We start from the raw sequence: 18,037 nt of genomic DNA, 5'->3' as shown, positions 1-18,037 counted from the left end.
ATTGTGCAATATTCCCCACTGCTGCCTTCCGTAGAAGTCTGGACCGTGTCTCAGTTCCAGTGTGGCTGATCATCCTCTCAAACCAGCTACTGATCATCGCCTTGGTAGGCCTTTACCCTACCAACTAGCTAATCAGACGCGGACTCATCTATCAGCACAAGGCCCGAAGGTCCCCTGCTTTCCCCCGTAGGGCTTATGCGGTATTAGCTTGCGTTTCCACAAGTTGTCCCCCACTAATAGGCAGATATCCACGCGTTACTCACCCGTGCGCCACTCGTCAGCATCTAGCAAGCTAGATCTGTTACCGTTCGACTTGCATGTGTTAGGCACGCCGCCAGCGTTCGTTCTGAGCCAGGATCAAACTCTCCGTAGAAAGTTTAACTTTGTTATATTACTTAATCCCAACTATCTGGTCACAAGACCACTCAAAAATAAACGTAACGTTCATATTATGAACTATAAGCTTACATCAAGTAATCCTACCAAATAGTTAAGGAAAGACTCGATGCGCTCACAGCTCAAGTAAAAATTATATATTGTAAAGAGCAAATCCAGCACCGTAACATGTCACTTTAAAAGTAACCCGTCTCGCTGCGGGCGGCGAACTTTATCGCCTGACTTTAACTTGTCAACATCTTATTTTTAACGCCTACTTAAGACACCAAAAACAACATCCAAACAATCCAAAATCAACCACAAAAAACAACCTCTTACAAAACCGTTTCCTGTGACCCTTCTTACGAAGGGAGGCGAAACATATCGCCCAACTTTAACCTGTCAACTGCTTATTTTTAACACCGAAACGGCAACCAAATACAAGCAGAAAACCAAGCAAAACACCGCTAAAAAAACCTTCTTTCTAACAGCCCCTCCTTGCGAAGGGACGCGAAACTTAACCGCATATTTCCAAAGCACAACACTTTATTTCGATAAGGGAAATCCAGGTAGAATAAAACCTTATTCCTCAACCTTTTTGCGTTCTTTTTTAGCACGAATACGTTCCTTCTTATCATCGGCTGCATGTGCACTTCGTGGTTTGCGTGGCAAAGCACGATATATTTCAATGCGTTCACCATCATGTAATTCTTGAGTCAGTTTGACCAGTTTAGCAAATACACCAATCTTATTGACCGCCAAATCAATATTAGGGTACTTCATTAATACTGTAGACATATGAAGCGCCTGCTCAACTGTACACGCCTCTGGAACATCAAGTTCCTCTAAAAACTGTTCATGGGGTAAAGCGTATACAATCGAAATATGCATCAGCTACTCCTTAAATTGCCGAAAGGCTTCTTGCACGTTTTTCAAACGTGTTTACCATCGTTTTACAAGCTGCACCAAAAAGAGGTGATGCCACAAGGTCTAGCATCATGTTCTTGAATTCAAATTCAATAGAAAAATGTACTTTACAACGCTTGTCATCAATATGTTCAAACGTCCATACACTTTCCAAGAACTTAAAAGGTCCAGACAACAAACGAATTTCGACAAGTTTGTGCGGCATAAAATAATCAACCGTTTGAAACCTGTGTTTTGTGCCAGCCAAGTCCATAGTTAACTCAGCACTCAACTCATTTTCTTTCACTTCCAACAACCTCGCACCACTCACCCAAGGCACAAAAGCTGGGTAGGCCTCAATATCCATCACCAAGTCATACATCATCTTAGCACTTGCAGGCAATACTTTTGTTTCTTCAAAGCAATGCATTAGCCGCGGCTTCTTTTCTTTTCCTGATGTCTTTTTTCATTGGCCGTCTTAGTTTTACCCTTTGCTTTTTCTTCATAAGGGTTGTCAGATTTAGCAAACTTCAAACGCACAGGAATACCCGGCAGCTTAAAGTGCTGCCTAAAACTTTTTTCCAAATAATGTTTATACGATGGTTTAATGGCTTGCGGGCGATTACTAAAAATCTTAATCGTTGGTGGCGTTGTGCCAATTTGCGAAGCATATTTTAAACGCACAACTGCACCGCTATCACTGGGTGCATACTGTTTTTTCTCAGCCGCTATCATCCAGCGGTTTAACTCACCCGTACCAATCTCAGTAGCATTGGCAATGCCAGCCTCAACCGCATGTTTCAGTAGTTTTTTTACGCCTTTTTTATGTTTAGCAGCTGTTCGGAACACGGGAATATCAGGCAAACCACGCATCCTAAAGTCCAAACGCTCAACATAATATTTCCAATCTTCATCGGATAACAAATCCACTTTGTTGACCGCAACAATCAAGGCACAACCTTCTTCCTGAGCCAAATGCATCAAACGCATATCTTGCTCAACAATACCCTCTGCACCATCCAACACCATCACCGCAACATCGGCACGTCTAAATGCTTGCACCGCTTTCACTCGCGCCACAAATTCAATCACATCATTGATACGTCCTGATTTGCGTTGCCCTGCTGTGTCCACCAAACGAATAAAACTATCATCATAAGGCATATCGGTATCAATCGCATCTCGCGTGGTTCCCGCAATCGGACTAACCACCATTCTATCTTTGCCCAACCAAGCATTGATAAGTGTGGATTTACCCACATTCGGGCGGCCAATCACGGTCACTCGCGCCAATGGTTTTTCATCGCTGATGGGGTCTTGAATATCATATTTGGGAGTCGTTTTCGCTATCAACGAACACAAACTTTGCATACCATGACCATGTGCCGCCGAAACAGGCTGGGGGTCACCCATACCAAGCGCAAAAAATTCAGAGGCAAGCCCTGCATTTTCCGCTTTATTCACGGTAAGTATTACGGGAATATTTGATTTACGTAACTTCTGAGCCAAGGCATGATCCACAGGTGTTGGGCCAGCAATCGCATCGACGGCAAACAACACCACATCTGCAATTTCAAGCGCTGCTTCCACTTGACTATCAATGGCACCTTGCATTTCACCATGCTGTGATTCACCAATACCACCGGTATCCACCAATACACATGCTTCACCACCAATGACACATTCCGTTTCTAGCCTATCAACTGTTACTCCAGGTCTATCACCGACAATAGCTTTCCTTTGTTTAATAATACGATTAAATAATGTTGATTTACCCACATTCGGGCGACCCACAATAGCAATAACTGGCAATTGATGTCCCATCATGGTTTCACCATAACCATTTCGCCGCGTTCTGTACGCACCAATAACCCGTTGGGTGTCAGTAAAGGCTCACGTGAAATATAACCTGATAGAACGGTTTGGGCTTTCACATCACCTTGCAAGTTCAGTTGGTATACAGTGCCTTGGTTATTTGCCAACCATAATGCGCCTTGCCAAAATACAGGACCCAATAGCCCTGCGGCGGATAATTTCTTGCTCCACAAACGCTTCCCTTTCTCAATATCATAAGCATGCACATAACCTGTGCTATCTGCCATATACAAAATTTTGCCAGCAAGCACTGGAGAAGATCGCAAAGAAACAGGCAGATCCAACAATAACGAACCATCTGCTGCTGAAATCACCTGCAACTCACCTTGAAAAAGCGGTGCGAGCAGCACATCCTTGTTGACTTCTCCATCCAAATGCAGTTGCGACAAGAAAATGGGGTTAGCCAAAGGTGTTTTAATATCGGAAAGTGATGCCGACTCACTCGAAAGCAACAACTGCTTTTTCCACAATAAATCACCGCTATCTGCCTTTAAAGCAATGGCATCACCATTATTCAATAACACATAGATATGCGAACCTAACACCAATGGTGAGGCATTAAGATACATGCCTAAAGTATTGTTTTGCCCTGAAAAGCTCCATTGTTTCTTACCCGAAGCTGAAAAACGATACACCCGATTATCCGTGGTTTGCACCAAGAAGTCATCATCAATAGCAACAGGTGTACCCGTCAAACCTGCAGTCAACTGTATTTTCCATTGTACCTTACCTTGCACAGGATCAACACCATACAACATTCCCGTAATATCACCCAAAACCACAAGCTGATTGGGCAGTGCCAATACACCTGAATCTGAAGGTGCTTGAATGCGAATGCGCCGAATATCTCTACCATCCATATCATACACATGAACCCAACTGTCTTGAGCGCCCAATACAATATACGATTGCCCATCGGCCTCAATCACAGCAGGCGCGCTTAATGCAAGCGGCGCATTGGGCAAACGTTGATCAACATCAACAGACCAAGCAATATGCAATTGTGCCGACGCATTGGCATGTACAGCACTCAACATCACTGCCATGCAAAGTACGAAAGCACGAAGTAACATCGGCTTACTTCTCAAGACGTAATGATGCAAGCTCTGCTTCTAAACGAGCAACCAACTCACTGTCTTTAGACTCTGCATCCAATGCTTTTTGAATCAGCGTAACCTTTTCTACTTTATCTTCCGTCAAGGATGCAAGCAAAGCATAACGTGCTTGTTCATACTGTTTACCCAAACGTTCAGACAATACTTCCTCTGCCTCAGCTGCTTTACCTTCAATAATCAACAGCTCTGCCAAATCTAAACGCGCCTGCCATACAAACTCAGGGGCAACTTTAGACGCGATAAGCGAACGTAAAAGCACTTGTTTTTCAGGCGCATCACTTAATTTTATTTTTTGTAACTTCGCCAACACAGCATAACCCGTATCTGCAAAATCCTTAGTCACCGTATCCAAAAGGTTGGCGCGCTGTGTTTCATCAGCTGTATTGATCGCTTTCATATACAATAACGCTGCTGAATTTTTCTCAGTCATTTGCTGCTCTTTCCACAGCGAAACACCAACCAGTGCCACAAGTACCACGATAGCACCTGCAATCAACTGTTGCTGATTGTATTCCAACCACGCCATGATTTTAGCGCTTTGCATATCCCGTTTTAATTCAACAAAATCTGTGCCATCAACGATGCCCTCAACAGGAGCATTCTCTTCTTTTTTCTTTTTCACCTGAATTACCTTGCCTATACCTTCATGAAATTGCAGCCACACGCTAAAGGGCTGATGACGAGTGTCAATTATTGTGCAGCAAGGTCTTGATGATTTAACGATTTACCAAATAATCCAACTTGCGCCAAATGGCATCATGAAATACTTCCGTAACCAAGGCTTTTGCCCCTGATTGTGCATGCAGTACTGATCGTCTAGCCCAACAATGCTGGTAAACACCTGCAGATTTCACCTGTGTCACACTTAATCCTGAACGTGATAACAGCAAACCTCGATCTGACAACAAGTTTGCCAAGGGTCGCTTACCAGCCTCAAGCTCTGCCATCAGCTCTACAGGCAAAATATCCAAGGGTAATACCGATTCGGCATCAAACATGACTTCCCCACGTGATTTTAAGGAAACCTTACGCCGCAAACAGCGCTCGTAAGGTTCAACATCCAATAAACCAGCCTCAACCTCACTGGCTGTACTCATACATTGATCATGCAGCTGCACATCCAACTTCAAGCCATACTTCTGCTCAAGAAAGTTTGTTAACACACTCGTCACGCGCAGCACGCGCATCTGTATGGCTGTCATTTGCTGATGAAGCTCTGGAGAAAACTTCGAATCTTGCCATGTTTCCACCGCTAATAATGCTGTGATCATGATGCACACATCACTTGCGGTTTGTAATGCATAACCACAGCATCTTCCCTAGGTTTACTCGCAGTTTTTGCATAATACTTTGGTCGTCTTGCTACTGCAACGTAACCCAAAGTCTTATAAAAAGCTTGTGCACCAAGGTTAGAGGCGCGCACCTCCAATACCAATTCATCCATATCTTGTTTTGTTTGCATAAGCATACCCATCAACTGCTGAGCAATACCTTGCCGACGTTTATCTTGCCGAATAGCCAACTGCATAATTTGCGTTTCAAACAAAATATCTTGGCTTAAGACATAACCCAGCAAGTCTTCATCTTGGTAACAAACAAACAAATCATAACCCACCTGCAACGACTGCAACATCACTGTTTTAGACCATGCCTCATCAAATACTTTACGATTTAAAGCAAACACGGCCTCTATATCATCAATATTGCCTTCTCGGTAGTTAAATGCCATGACCTACTCGGGTGCTTCGACTTGTTCCTTCCAATTACAGGTTTCACTGGCACAAACATGTTCTGTACCATTACGTTTAGTCACTTTAACTGTAACAAAGGGGGCATCACACTCCGGGCACTTTTTATCAATCGGCTTGTTCCACAATGCATGTTTACATTTTGGGTATTGTGAACATGAGTAAAACACTTTACCCCTGCGCGACTTTTTCTCTAAGAAAGTACCCTTATTGCAGGTAGGGCAAGTTATGCCTGTATCCACAGGTTTTTCTAAAGGCTGAATATTTTTGCACTCAGGATAAGCCGAGCAACCCAAAAACTTACCATAACGCCCTACCTTAATCACCATAGGTGCACTACATTTTTCACATATTTGGTCAGATTTCTCAGGTTCTGCAGGCGCTCCACCATTATCATTCAACGGTTTGGCAACCTTACACTCAGGGTAACCCGTACAAGCCATAAACTTACCATACCTACCCAGTTTGATTGCCATCGGCTTGCCACATTCAGGGCAAATTTCATCGGTTGCTTCATGCGTCACATCAGAGCGTTTGACGTTTTCTTGGGTGTGGTCAATCCGTTCTTTAAACGGACCCCAGAAATCATGCAACAAGGGTCTCCATTCACGCTCACCACGCGCCACAGCATCCAACTTATCTTCAATGTCAGCGGTGAAATTCACATCCACAATATCACCAAAATAATCGGTTAAAAACTTGCTTACAATTTCGCCCACATCCGTTGGCACAAAGCGTTTTTTATCCATCACTACATATTTTCGCTCACGCAATACATTCAAAATCGATGCATAGGTTGATGGGCGACCAATACCATGGGCTTCAAGCTCTTTAACCAGTGTCGCTTCAGAAAAACGTGGTTTGGGTTCGGTGAAATGCTGCTTGGGTTCAACCGATGCAACATCAATCACATCACCGACTTCCAAAGGCGGCAATGTTTTTTCATCACCACCTTTGCTCGGTTCATCTGTGCCTTCAATATAAAGCTTACGGAAACCTGGAAAAACCAAGGTTGAACCATTAGCGCGAAGTATGGTGCCGCCTGATGTTAAATCAGCGCGCACTTGGTCAAGCACGGCGGCTTCCATTTGTGACGCTACAGTACGCTTCCAAATCAGGGTATAGAGCTTGAGTTCATCTGCTGACAATGTGCCCTTCAAACTCTCAGGAGTACGCGCAAATGATGTTGGGCGAATAGCCTCATGTGCTTCTTGTGCATTTTTACTTTTGGTTTTGAATACCCGTGGTTTTGATGGCACATACTCGCTGCCAAACTGTTGATGAATTTGCTCACGCACTTCATCAATCGCTTCTTGCGATAAACTGATAGAATCTGTACGCATATACGTAATCAAACCAACACGTTCACCATCAACCTCTTCACCTTCATACAATTTCTGCGCAATTTGCATGGTTTTTCGTGCCGTAAAACCAAGTTTACGTGATGCTTCCATTTGCACAGTGGATGTAATAAATGGTGGGGATGGGTTTTGTTTACTTTTCTTTTTCTGAACATCGCTGACCGTAAAACGTGCTGATTCAACAGTTTTGGCTGCTTGTTGTGCTACTTTTTGGTTATTTAAATCAAATTTAGTGAGTTTTTTGCCATCTAAAGTATTTAATAACGCTTTAAACGTTGATTTGGAGGTTTTACCATTGATACATGAAGCTTCAATCGTCCAGTATTCTTTGGGTTTGAAGTCTCGAATATGCTGTTCACGCTCACAAATCAAACGTAGCGCAACCGATTGTACCCGCCCAGCGGATAAACCACTGCGAATTTTACGCCACAATAGCGGTGATAATGTAAAACCCACCAGATAATCTAAGGCTGAACGTGCCTGTTGCGCATCCACCAATGGCATGTTTAATTCTGTGGGGTGATCCACAGCATATTGAATGGCTTTGCGGGTAATTTGGTTGAATGTTATCCGCGAAACTTTCTTACCTTTAAGTTTGCCGCGTTTTTCCATTTCATCAGCAACATGCCAAGCAATGGCTTCCCCTTCCCTATCCAAATCGCTGGCGAGAATAAGTTCATCGGCTTTTTTTAAGGCTTTTTCAATGTCCGACAAACGTTTTCTTTTGTCTTCAATCACTTCATATTTTAAGGCGAAGTTGTTGTCTACGTCTACAGAGCCATCTTTCTTCGGAAAAGCCCGAACATGACCATAAGAAGCCAGCACTTTATAACCTTTGCCTAGGTATTTCTCTATGGTTTTGGCTTTGGCTGGAGATTCCACCACTACAACTGCACTCATGTTATCCCCTTATAAAACTTAGCATAATGTGTATCGGCTACCGGGTAGTTTCTCGATAACCCCTTGCAACTCAAGGCGCAGCAAGATGGAAGAAAGCGCGGGCACGGTCAAGCCGCAATCTTCGGCAAGACTATCCACATGCATAATTTGCCTGCCCAACAGACCCATAATCTTCGCTTCAATATCCGATGTTGGCTGGTAAGAAGCACGCTTTGTTTCACCTGCATGCCAAGCCAAATGCTGTAAAACATCCGCAGCATCTGTCGCCAATATTGCACCATCTTGAATCAACTGATGGCATCCTGCATGAATATCATTCAGTACAGAGCCGGGCACTGCAAACACATCTCGTCCATATTGCGAAGCTTGACGCGCCGTAATCAATGAACCTGACTTCAAACCACCTTCAATCACAATCAGTCCTTGAGCAATACCCGCAATCAAGCGATTACGCTGAGGGAAGTAACCTGCTTTTGCTACAGTATGCGGCACATATTCACTCAACACACAACCTTTCTCAGCCAAAACATCTATTTGGCGTATTTGTTGCGCACTGCCTGCCAACAAACCGTAACCCAACACCGCAATACCAGCGGCATCAGCATCCAAAGAACCACCATGTGCTGCAGAATCAATACCGGGTGCCATGCCGCTAATCACCACCACCCCTTGTTGGGAGCAATATGCAGACCAACGTCGGGCAATCAATCTTCCTTCTGCACTTGCTTTACGCGCGCCCACCATGGCTAAGATTTTTTGTGATTGTAAACTTGCCAATGCACCGCGTACATACAAAACCATGGGGGCATCAGCGCAACTATCAAGACCTTGAGGCCACACATCATCGGCTTGGCAAATCATATGGATATTCTCTTGCTGGCATATGTTCACCAGACTTTCAATATCTCGATCGGCTTGGAGCGAGCGGGCTGCCGATAGTGCCGATGCCAATTTTGGCCCTACACCTTCAATGTCCAACCATGCCTGTTTGGATTGTTGCCAAATTAAATCCACGGAGCCAAACGCTTCAATCAGTTGTTGTGCTGTGTATGCACCAACACCTGAAACTAGGCTTAATCGGAGATAATCAATCGCCGACTGACTTATCATTCTAAGAAAATACTATCCTTTATTGGTGCAATGCCTGAACCATATCACCCGTATTAATCGGTGCAGAAGAGCGCATCACCAATACAATCGATGCATTTTCTTGCGGTACCAAAACAATCACTTCACCAATTTTTTCTTCGGGTAAAGCTTGGTATGTTTCTTCTTCGTAAGTTTTATCACGAACCAATCTGCCTTGACGGTATAGACCCAGAATTGCACCTGCCTCAAGCCCATTTTTTAAACCCAAATCAATACCTAAAACTTGGCCTTGCCCTGCTTCTGCAGCATCATCTCGGATATACATTACGTGACCCAACAAAGGACCTTTGGGGTAAGTCGGTTCAATATTATAATCAATCACCCTTGCTTTTTTCAAACGGTCTGTGCGGCCAATTTCTTCAAAAGCTTCCAAAATTGTTCCACGATAAACACCACTTTCTACCGAGGTTACTTCAACTCTACCCAAATGTTTAACAAGGTAACCCGCCATCTTTTTCCCATTTTCTGTTTGGTCATATACAGGGTCACCTGTTCGATAAATATCAAAAATGTCACCTGGGTTCGCTTTTACATCCAAGGTAAGATATACACGATCAAAAGCACCATAGTTCAAACGCTCATCTTCCGAATCAAGAATATGCCCTACACCTTCAACCGCATCAGGACGAATAAAGTCTTGTCTTGCCAAAGCCGTGAGGAAAATTTTGGTATCAATTTCTTTTTCAATACGTTGCGCGGGTTTATAAATAATACGTGGTTCAAGCTTGACCACCTCAGGTTTCGGTTCAACCTTCTTCTTGGCTTCCTTAATGCGCAGCCAAACTTCATTACCAGGGTAAATCAAGTCAGGGTTAGATACATACAAATTTTGTTCCCAAATTTTTATCCACTTTTCAGGATCTGCAAAATATTCTTCTGCAATATCCCATAAAGTATCACCTTTTTTGACAATATATGGCTGTGGAAAGGGTTTAACTAGCTCACTTTTTGCTACTGTACCGGGCATTAAAAAAGCATCGGCAAACAATAAACTGGGCGATAATAATAAAGCCAACATAAGGATGCGAAGTTCAAGTTTCATGTGAAGCTCCCTGCGTAACTACTTATAAAATTACTAAGAATTAGCAAAATTGTGGCAGATAATCAGCCTCACCGCAACTTTTCAACTAACTGGCAAGTGCTTCAATGTCCGCCAACCACGGGAAATAATCTAACAATATTGCTGCCACAGTAGAGAAACTACCCAAGAAAATCATAGCACCCACCACAATGAGCAAGATACCTGATACAACTTCTACAGCATGTAAATGGCGTTTAAAACGTTGTGACCAGTTTAAAAATGCATTGGTCGCAAAAGCTGCCAATAAAAATGGAATACCCAAACCAACAGAATACATCACCAACAACATCATACCTTCGCCTACTTGTCCCTGCGCACCGGCCATGGCTAAAATAGCACCCAAAATGGGACCAATACATGGTGTCCAGCCAAAGGCAAAAGCTGAACCCAGAATTAAAGCACCAAAACCACTTGTACCTTTCACATTATCTGTTTTTAGACGGGCTTCCATCATCAAGAACGGAATACGAATCAAACCTGTATAATGCAAACCAAAGATAATAATAATCAGCCCTGCACCCTTAGCCAAGGTGCTCATGTGCATCAACAACCATTGACCCAACCAAAATGCCGAAGCGCCCAAGGCAATAAATACCAAGCTAAAACCTAACACAAACCACATGGACTGTATCATCGCTGTGCGCCTTACTTGTTGATGGTCAACGGACGCATCACCACGTAAAGCATCCACGGAAACACCACTAATAAAAGATAAATATGCGGGTACTAAAGGTAAAACACAAGGTGATAAAAATGATAGCAACCCTGCAATCAAGGCACCAAACAATGAAATTTCTGACATGAAAACCTCTTTTTATGAAATTGGTCGCAAGTTTACAGGAGAACTTACGAAAAGGCGCGTAAATGATGTAATTGTTCGCGTATTTGCAAAACATGACGCGCACTCATCGACAAGCTTGTAATACCCATGATTAAAAATGTATGAAGCCAAGCTTGATTTGCGGCTAGTTCACCACATACTGAGACTGGAATATGATGTTTTTGCGCCGCATCTACCGTCATCTGCAATAGCTGCATCACAGCTGGGTGCCCAGCATCATACAAGTAACTCACATGTTCATCTGTACGGTCAACTGCTAGGCTATACTGCACCAAATCATTACTACCAATCGAGAAAAAATCTGAAACCTGCGCCAGTGTATCAGCCACCAAAGCTGCTGCAGGCACTTCAATCATGCAACCCAAACAAACCTTACCTGTAAACCCAATATCTTGGCAGACTTCGTGCACCACTTGCCTTACATCCACCATTTCTGACGCCACGGTAACCATGGGCACCAAAATCGAGATCTCTGCATGCCAACCAGCGCGTATGATTGCGCGCAGCTGACTTTGTAAAATTGTTTTGTTTTGCAACAACATGCGCACACCGCGCAAACCCAAGGCAGGGTTCTCACCTTCAAAAACAGGATTCATACCATCCATTACTTTTATTTTATCAATGGCCACATCGAGCAAACGAAAGGTCACAGGTTTTCCTTTCATGCCTTGAATCACCTGCTGATAGTACACTAGTTGCACCGCCTCACTGGGCAGCGTTTCACTTTGCATAAATAAAAACTCTGTACGAAACAAACCAATACCATCTACACCCTGTTGCTGCGCCATGATAATTTCTTCAATGAATTCAACATTTGCCATCAATGGCATACTGTATCCATCGTGGCTAACCGAAGGTTTATCCACATAGCTCTGCAAGCGTTTATGTTTTAATTGTAGCACTTGTTCTGCTTGCTCAAATTGCATCAAATCCTGTTTGTTTGGACTAAGTACCCATGATCCTTCTTCAGCATTTAGAATAAGCGACATACCATCATCAACCCAAGCGAAGAAGTCTTCTTGTACACCCGCAATACCTGGCAGACCAATACCCCTAGCAACAATCATGGTATGGCTATTTTCACCCCCTTGAATAGATACAAAACCAGATACGCCTGCACGCCACATATCCACGATGTCCATAGGTGAAAAATCTTGAGCCACCATAATAGCATGTTCGTACTGTTGCTGCTGATTGATACCCGCCAGCTGCACAAAAATACGTTCCCCAATATGTTCAATATCTGCTTTCCGACTACGCAAATAAGCATCTTCAATATGCTCAAAAACTTGAATAATTTGCCCTAAACTCTTTTTTAATGCCCATTCGGCATTGATACATTCCCGTTGAATAAAAAGCTCAGTTTGCTGAATTAATTCAGGGTCTTGCAACATCATATCATAAGCTTCTAAGATATGTTTAAGCTCACCTGATGCATCCATATCAGCTAACGTTTTAACTTCTTGCTGCAACTTATAGACTGCTTGGCTAATCGCAGTGCTTAAGCGTATTATTTCTGCTTCAACATCATCGCTTGAAATCTTATATTCTTGAATAATATGGTGTTTTTGATTCAACCTTTGCGCACAGCCAAGCACCAGCCCCGAGCTTTTGGCAACTGCAGAACCCTGTCTACGCACGTGACCCTGCGCATTCATGTATCTTCCCCAAAGCGTTGATTCACCAATGCTTCTAAAGCCAATACAGCTTCATCTTCATCCTCTCCACTGGCAATCAAAGTAATTTCAGCACCTTTGGCTGCCGCCAACATCATAATCCCCATGATGCTTTTACCATTCACTTCATAGTCTTGATATTGCACCTTAATATGACTGTTAAACTTGCTCGCTTCGGCGACAAAACATGCCGATGCCCGTGCATGTAAACCCAATTTGTTTTGAATCACAACTTGGCGTTTTACCATCACCCGAACTCCGCCATTTGTAATCGCATATAATGTTTCCCTGCTTCCACACTGGATTGTGCCAGCTGGTTTAAGTCCGCACATTCTTGACGCAAGCTAATCGCCCGCACCACCGCAGGCACATTAAAACCACTAAGCAATGCCACATGCTGATTCACCACCACACGATTCACTATATTCCAAGGTGTTGCACCCAACAAATCAACCAGAATTAAAACACCCTGCCCCTGATTCAAATTATCCAATACAGCACTTAAACCTGTATCTTCTTCATCTGGTATATCAGAATTGATAATATCCACTGCCTTAAACTGTGCCTGCTCCCCTAAAATATGTTCAACAGCCTGTTTGGTTTCACTAGCAATACGGGCATGTCCCAGCAATAAAACACCAATCATTGAATATCCCCTAACTCTCGATGGCGAATCAATGGTTCACTCATCTTTTGCGCTACCATCCAAGCAGCAATCCTCTCTGTCATATATACCGAGCGATGCCGACCACCACTACAGCCAAAAGCCAAAGTAAAATACCGCTTCCGCTCTTGTATCAAATGCGGCCAAATAAATGCTAACCAATCTTTGATTTTATCTTCCGCCATTTTAACTTCAGCTATAGGTTTAAAAAATGCTTGAACGGCCTCATCCTTTCCTGTCAACGGAGCCAAATCAGGTTCATAATGTGGGTTAGGCAAAAAGCGCATATCCATCACCATATCAGCGCCTGGTGGCAAACCTTTTTGGTAACTAAACGAAACCAATGAACATGTAACTGGCTGCGCACCTACCAAATTCATCTTTTGTTTATGCCAAAAAGACTCTACCGAATCCGCCAATTGATACGGGGTAAGTCGTGAACTGTTTAACATAATATCCGCTTGTTCATGCAGCGGCTCCAAAGCCCTTCGTTCAGCAACAATAGCTTGCCCCAAATCAATATCAGGAGCGTAAGGGTGCCTACGCTTCAATGTGGAAAATCTACGCTGCAACACGGCATCTTCAGCATCAATAAAAATGATTCTCCATGGCAAACCTTGCCGTATTGAGCCCAAAGCTTGCGATAATAACTCAGGGTTCTCTGTGCTCCGAATATCAATACCAACAGCTGCATTATCTGTATTCCGCATCATATTTTCTGCCCAGTGGGCAAGCATCGTTACAGGTAAATTATCTGTACAAAAAAAACCTAAATCCTCGAGAGCATGTAAAGCCGTACTTTTACCCGCACCTGAAAGTCCTGTGATAATAAAAAGCATCAGTCGCTCTGATCTTGTATACGTTGCCGCAAAGCCTGGGTAAACGTTTCTGTGCTATTAAAACCACGTTGTTTAAGCAACTGATTACGTGTTGCTACCTCAATCAGTGCTGCAAGAGAGCGCCCTGGTCTAACAAACAACTGTACTGAGGGTAGCTTTACACCATGCAAGACCACTTCTTCATCGCTATTAAGCCTATTTTTTTCCTGATAATCTTCCCAAGGCATCAAATCCACCACAAGTCGTACACGTTTGGTATCGGTGATGCCTGCTGCACCAAAAATATTTCGGATATCTAAAATACCCAGCCCTCGCACTTCCATTTGATAGCGTAATACTTCGGGGCTTCGCCCTACCAACACAGTTGGCGTTTCGCGTATCAATTCCACCATATCATCGGCAATCAATCTATGCCCTCGTGCAATAAGCTCTAAACCAATTTCACTCTTACCTATGCCGCTATCACCTCGAAGCAATACCCCCATACCAAACACATCCATATATACACCGTGATGGTGGGTAATCGGCGCTAAAGCATGGGATAAAAAAAGCGTCATATTTGCCATAAATGACGACGACTCATATTCAGAAATAATCAATGGTGTATCTGTACGTTGGGCAGCAGCTAAAATTAGCGCTGGTGGTTTAATGCCTCGTGTAATCACCACACACGCCAAACGCAAATCAAACACTGCATCAATCACATGTTTTTGCTCTTGCTCAGTACGTGTTTCCAAATATTCGACTTCTGTCTGCCCAATCACCTGCATGCGAATATCGCTAAGATGCTTAATGAAACCAGCAAATGCCAAAGATGGTTTTTGTAACCTGGGATGGTCAATATAACGGTGCAAACCTTTTTCGCCTGCAACCAAGGACATTTTTAATACTTCACCTTGCTCTGCAAGTATTTCGGCAATTGTAATCCTTGGGTTTTTCTTCATGGATTACTCACACGGAACATAACAACAGATCATGCAGCAAATAATGATGCTACTGTTTCCGCATCAGGCGCATCTCGCAAGGCTTTGCGTATATCGGTCTGTTGTAATAAACGCGCCAACGTTGCCAAAAGCTCTAAATGAACTTTGTTATTATCATCTGGCACAAGCAACATCACCACAATATGCACCAAAGCATCATCAATCGCATCAAAATCAACGCCTGCTTCATGAATAGCGACTACAATCACTGGCTCTATCAGCCCCCGCATACGGCCATGTGGAATCGCCACACCATGCCCCATGCCAGTGCTACCCAGCTTTTCCCTAGCCATAATCACTTCCAACACCAAATCAGGGTCCATGGAAGAAAGCATACCAGCCATTTCTGTTAACAGTGCACGTTTGCTCTGTGCTTTCGAACCTAACAAAACACGCTCTGGACGAACTGGTATGCTTTTGTTCATTTTATGCAGCTTCAGGCTCAATCCAGCTCAATGAGCCATCAGGGCGACGTGTTAATGCATTCAGTTTACCTGTTTCTTCATTGGTAAAAAGCAACACATTATCTTTCTCAGACAATTCCATTTTCATCACGGCTTCATCCATGCTCATCACTTGCACATCAACCACTTCATCAGCCAAGGTGTTGGGTTTATAAGATTCCGTCAATTCATCAGTATCATGCGCGACATCCAAAACTTTTTCACGCAATTTCATGCTGGTTTTACGCTGTGAACCTTGATGACGTTGCAATTTTGCACGATAGCGTTTGAGTTGACGATTAAGTTTATCCACCACACCATCAATGGCTGCATACATATCATCCGTTTCATGTTTGGCATGAATCGTAATACCATTGGCAGCCATATTAATTTCACAACGTTGCCTATGTTTTTCAACTGTTAATACCACATGCACATCAACAACATGGTCAAATGAGTGTTTCAAATGCCCTAATTTATCATTAACGTAAGATTTAAGCGGCTCTGTTAAGTCCACATGACGACCTGTAATAGATACTTGCATTTCCTACCTCCTGCTTTGAGATAAGCGTGTTTTTACAGCACGCCTTCGTTGACTGCTTGGCGGCAGCCCTAATTGTTCGCGGTATTTGGCAACGGTGCGCCTTGCTATACCAATACCCTCAGCTTGCAAACGGTCTGAAATCGCTTGGTCTGAAATCGGCCTTCCAATAGGCTCTGATTCAATCAATGTTTTCACCCGTTGTTGCACCCTGTGCACTGAAATCATGCCACCACCACGTGTGGGTAAACCTGCCGAGAAAAAGCAGCGCATTTCAATCAAACCCAAAGGCGTTTGCGCATATTTACCATTGGTTACGCGCGAAATGGTTGATTCATGCAAACCGACTTCTTCTGCAACCACTTGTAAGGTTAATGGTTTCAAACCCAAAACACCATGCTCAAGAAACAACCGTTGTTTTGCCGCTAAACATAAACCAACTTTCATCAATGTTTCACTGCGTTGATCCAATGCACTCAACAACCATTTGGCTTCTTGGCTGGCTGCATCCATAAACTCGCGATCTTTGCCTGTCCATGTTTTACCAGCCCACTGTTCACTCACTTTAAGCCCGCGCCACCCAGATTTGGGCACATCCACTTCAACCTCACCATCCACAATGCGGAATATAATTTCAGGTTGTACATAAATATTTTCTACACCGCGCAAGCCATGACCTGGAAAAGGGTCAAGCCGACGCAATAAATGACGTGCCGCAATGAGTTCTTCGGATGAGCAATGCATTTCTTGCATCAAAACTTCATCATCTGCAAGTTTATCCGCATGGTACAACAACATTTGGCGCACCAACATCGCCGACACATCATCATCTGAAATCTGCAACAACAAACATTCTGTTAAGTCGCGTGCACCAATGCCCCCTGGCTCCAGCTCTTGCACAATACACTCTAACACATGCACAACATCAGCCTCAGTAACACCTTCATAATCAACGGCTTGTATCACTTCATCTGCGGTAACACGGAAATAACCATCATCCTCTAAGGAATCAACAATAGCATGTGCAATTGCACGTTCCTTATCATTCATCGGTTGTTGGTTAATTTGTTCGTGCAAAGACTCACTCAAACTTTGTTCATCTTTCCACTGTTGGTCAGGGTCTGGCATACCATCAAACTGACTGCCATTTTGGTACATGGTTTCCCAGCGATTATCACCTTGCTCACGCCAATCTTCTTTTTGCTGCGATACAGAAGTATCTTCACTTTGGCGCGGCGTATTGTCTGCATCCAACTCCAATAGCGGGTTGGACTCTAGGCTTTCTTCAATATACAGCTCAAGCTCTTGGCTATTCATCGCCAATACTTTTAAGCTTTGCGTTAACTGTGGCGTTAAAGCAAGCCGTTGCGATTGCTTTTGACTAAGGTTTTGCCGAACAGTACCAGCCATTTACATGGGCTCCAGTGCTGTTGTAGCGCGGGCATATAATACAAACGTATTCACATCCACGTTATATATTTTTTTATTCAAAAAAGCAAGGGAAGTTCTGATTAAACCTAGACGAAGCAAGTTGTGATTC

General features: G+C 43.5%; 19 protein-coding genes and 1 rRNA gene (1 of these 20 cut by a window edge). All 20 read right to left on the bottom strand.

What is annotated here, in order from left to right; all coding sequences use genetic code 11:
- Positions 1 to 373: ribosomal RNA gene (locus DM09_RS02620) — 16S ribosomal RNA — on the bottom strand; it reaches 1,168 nt to the left of the window's first position.
- A 584-nt stretch (positions 374 to 957) separates the two neighbouring features.
- The gene (locus tag DM09_RS02615; protein ID WP_038247325.1) at positions 958 to 1,266 is read right to left on the bottom strand and encodes an RnfH family protein; all 309 of its coding nucleotides are present in this window, start codon (positions 1,264 to 1,266) and stop codon (positions 958 to 960) included.
- 10 nt (positions 1,267 to 1,276) lie between these two features.
- Positions 1,277 to 1,711 (bottom strand): type II toxin-antitoxin system RatA family toxin, encoded by a 435-nt coding sequence (locus DM09_RS02610; RefSeq protein ID WP_038247324.1) that lies wholly within the window; start codon positions 1,709 to 1,711, stop codon positions 1,277 to 1,279.
- Positions 1,711 to 3,108 carry a ribosome biogenesis GTPase Der gene (gene der / locus DM09_RS02605; RefSeq protein ID WP_232507726.1) on the bottom strand — a complete coding sequence of 466 codons (1,398 nt, stop codon included), beginning with the start codon at positions 3,106 to 3,108 and terminating at the stop codon, positions 1,711 to 1,713. Before der ends, DM09_RS02610 begins: the two co-directional genes overlap by 1 nt.
- Positions 3,105 to 4,229, bottom strand: coding sequence for an outer membrane protein assembly factor BamB family protein (locus tag DM09_RS02600; RefSeq protein WP_051937964.1), 1,125 nt, complete (start codon positions 4,227 to 4,229; stop codon positions 3,105 to 3,107). The genes der and DM09_RS02600 overlap by 4 nt, the downstream gene beginning before the upstream one ends.
- Positions 4,230 to 4,233: 4 nt before the next feature.
- The gene (locus tag DM09_RS02595) at positions 4,234 to 4,893 is read right to left on the bottom strand and encodes a tetratricopeptide repeat protein (RefSeq protein ID WP_157753584.1); all 660 of its coding nucleotides are present in this window, start codon (positions 4,891 to 4,893) and stop codon (positions 4,234 to 4,236) included.
- A 94-nt stretch (positions 4,894 to 4,987) separates the two neighbouring features.
- Positions 4,988 to 5,542 carry a chorismate--pyruvate lyase family protein gene (locus tag DM09_RS02590; protein ID WP_038247323.1) on the bottom strand — a complete coding sequence of 185 codons (555 nt, stop codon included), beginning with the start codon at positions 5,540 to 5,542 and terminating at the stop codon, positions 4,988 to 4,990.
- Positions 5,539 to 6,000, bottom strand: coding sequence for a ribosomal protein S18-alanine N-acetyltransferase (rimI, locus tag DM09_RS02585; protein ID WP_038247322.1), 462 nt, complete (start codon positions 5,998 to 6,000; stop codon positions 5,539 to 5,541). Before rimI ends, DM09_RS02590 begins: the two co-directional genes overlap by 4 nt.
- A 3-nt stretch (positions 6,001 to 6,003) precedes the next feature.
- Positions 6,004 to 8,280 (bottom strand): type I DNA topoisomerase, encoded by a 2,277-nt coding sequence (gene topA, locus DM09_RS02580; RefSeq protein WP_038247321.1) that lies wholly within the window; start codon positions 8,278 to 8,280, stop codon positions 6,004 to 6,006.
- Between the two features lie 18 nt (positions 8,281 to 8,298).
- Complete coding sequence (dprA, locus tag DM09_RS02575; RefSeq protein WP_038247320.1) at positions 8,299 to 9,390, bottom strand: DNA-processing protein DprA; 1,092 nt, start codon at positions 9,388 to 9,390, stop codon at positions 8,299 to 8,301.
- A gap of 19 nt (positions 9,391 to 9,409) precedes the next feature.
- Positions 9,410 to 10,471, bottom strand: coding sequence for a LysM peptidoglycan-binding domain-containing protein (locus DM09_RS02570; RefSeq protein WP_081881054.1), 1,062 nt, complete (start codon positions 10,469 to 10,471; stop codon positions 9,410 to 9,412).
- A gap of 85 nt (positions 10,472 to 10,556) precedes the next feature.
- Complete coding sequence (locus DM09_RS02565; RefSeq protein WP_038247319.1) at positions 10,557 to 11,312, bottom strand: cytochrome c biogenesis CcdA family protein; 756 nt, start codon at positions 11,310 to 11,312, stop codon at positions 10,557 to 10,559.
- A 44-nt stretch (positions 11,313 to 11,356) separates the two neighbouring features.
- On the bottom strand, positions 11,357 to 13,009 hold the full coding sequence (ptsP, locus tag DM09_RS02560) for a phosphoenolpyruvate--protein phosphotransferase (protein ID WP_038247318.1): 1,653 nt from the start codon (positions 13,007 to 13,009) through the stop codon (positions 11,357 to 11,359).
- Positions 13,006 to 13,275 (bottom strand): HPr family phosphocarrier protein, encoded by a 270-nt coding sequence (locus DM09_RS02555; protein ID WP_038247317.1) that lies wholly within the window; start codon positions 13,273 to 13,275, stop codon positions 13,006 to 13,008. Before DM09_RS02555 ends, ptsP begins: the two co-directional genes overlap by 4 nt.
- Positions 13,275 to 13,673, bottom strand: coding sequence for a PTS sugar transporter subunit IIA (locus tag DM09_RS02550; protein ID WP_038247316.1), 399 nt, complete (start codon positions 13,671 to 13,673; stop codon positions 13,275 to 13,277). Before DM09_RS02550 ends, DM09_RS02555 begins: the two co-directional genes overlap by 1 nt.
- Complete coding sequence (gene rapZ / locus DM09_RS02545) at positions 13,670 to 14,530, bottom strand: RNase adapter RapZ (protein ID WP_038247315.1); 861 nt, start codon at positions 14,528 to 14,530, stop codon at positions 13,670 to 13,672. Before rapZ ends, DM09_RS02550 begins: the two co-directional genes overlap by 4 nt.
- Positions 14,530 to 15,474 (bottom strand): HPr(Ser) kinase/phosphatase, encoded by a 945-nt coding sequence (gene hprK / locus DM09_RS02540; protein ID WP_038247314.1) that lies wholly within the window; start codon positions 15,472 to 15,474, stop codon positions 14,530 to 14,532. The genes rapZ and hprK overlap by 1 nt, the downstream gene beginning before the upstream one ends.
- A gap of 29 nt (positions 15,475 to 15,503) precedes the next feature.
- Complete coding sequence (locus DM09_RS02535) at positions 15,504 to 15,938, bottom strand: PTS sugar transporter subunit IIA (protein WP_038247313.1); 435 nt, start codon at positions 15,936 to 15,938, stop codon at positions 15,504 to 15,506.
- A 1-nt stretch (position 15,939) separates the two neighbouring features.
- Entirely contained in the window at positions 15,940 to 16,500 is a 561-nt protein-coding gene (hpf, locus tag DM09_RS02530) for a ribosome hibernation-promoting factor, HPF/YfiA family (RefSeq protein WP_038247312.1), read from the bottom strand.
- 3 nt (positions 16,501 to 16,503) lie between these two features.
- Positions 16,504 to 17,907 carry an RNA polymerase factor sigma-54 gene (gene rpoN / locus DM09_RS02525; RefSeq protein WP_038247311.1) on the bottom strand — a complete coding sequence of 468 codons (1,404 nt, stop codon included), beginning with the start codon at positions 17,905 to 17,907 and terminating at the stop codon, positions 16,504 to 16,506.
- Positions 17,908 to 18,037 lie beyond the last annotated feature (130 nt).

Origin of the sequence: Ghiorsea bivora, from assembly GCF_000744415.1 — a bacterium.
GTDB lineage: Bacteria > Pseudomonadota > Zetaproteobacteria > Mariprofundales > Mariprofundaceae > Ghiorsea > Ghiorsea bivora.
The sequence above is the reverse complement of the archived record's forward strand: the minus strand, read 5'-3'. Positions and strand labels throughout refer to the sequence as shown.